Annotated in this window: 1 pseudogene; it reads left to right on the top strand. The window is 67.5% G+C overall.

The features are described 5' to 3' along the window. Positions 1-27: 27 nt before the first annotated feature. Positions 28-1140 (top strand): annotated as a pseudogene (locus EOD42_RS25620) (IS3 family transposase); the annotation flags it as partial.

The following is a 1140-nucleotide window of genomic DNA, read 5'->3' as shown; positions in this document are numbered from 1 at the left end:
GAGTCCGCCCGACCCAAGGACGGACGAATGAAGCGATCACGGTTCACGGAAGAGCAGATCATCGGGATCCTGCGCGAGCAGGAGGCCGGCGTGCCGGTGGCGGACCTGTGCAGGAAGCACGGGCTTAGCTCGCCGACATTCTACAAGTGGAAGGCTAAGTACGGAGGGCTGGAGGTGTCGGAGGCCCGGCGGCTGAAGGCGCTGGAGGACGAGAACGCCAAGCTCAAGCGGATGCTGGCCGACGCCATGCTCGACAACGTCGCGCTGAAAGACCTGCTGGGAAAAAAGTGGTGACGCCCGTCGCGCATCGTGAGGCCGCAGCGTACCTGCGCCAGGCCTACGAGATGAGCGAGCGGCGGGCGTGCCGGGTGATCGCACGAGCGTGCGCTATCAGCCTACGCGGGCCGACGACGGCGTGCTGCGCGAGCGACTGAAGACCTTGGCCCAAGAGCGTCGCCGGTTTGGCTATCGGCGGCTGCACGTGCTGCTCAAACGTGAGGGCCATGCCGTCAACAAGAAGCGGATCCAGCGGCTCTATCGCGAGGAGAAGCTGACCGTTCGCCGACGGGGCGGGCGCAAGCGGGCGATGGGCACGCGACGGCCTCTGGAAATGCCACTGGCGCCCAACCAGCGCTGGAGCCTGGACTTCGTGTCCGACCAGATGACCGACGGCCGCCGCTTCAGGATCCTGACAGTGATCGACAACTGCACGCGCGAGTGCCTGGCGCTGGTGGCCGACACCTCGCTGTCGGGCGCTCGGGTGGCCCGCGAACTCGACGCCATCATCGCCCGGCGAGGCCGGCGGCCCGACACCATCGTCAGCGACAACGGCACGGAGCTGACCTCCAACGCCATCCTGACCTGGACCGACGACAGCGGCGTGGGTTGGCACTACATCGCGCCGGGCAAGCCTCAGCAGAACGGCTACAACGAGAGCTTCAATGGCCGGCTGCGCGACGAGCTGTTGAACGAGACCCTGTTCCGCTCGCTGACCCACGCCCGCGCGGAGCTGGAGGCCTGGAGGCGCGACTACAACGAGCGTCGCCCGCACTCGGGCCTCGGCTGGATGACGCCAAGGGACTACGCCAGCGCCTTCTGCGGAGAGACCGGCCGGCACGCTGCGCAGGCTGATAGCTCCGC

Origin of the sequence: Rhodovarius crocodyli, from assembly GCF_004005855.1 — a bacterium.
GTDB lineage: Bacteria > Pseudomonadota > Alphaproteobacteria > Acetobacterales > Acetobacteraceae > Rhodovarius > Rhodovarius crocodyli.
This window is presented reverse-complemented; position numbering and strand designations above follow the sequence as displayed.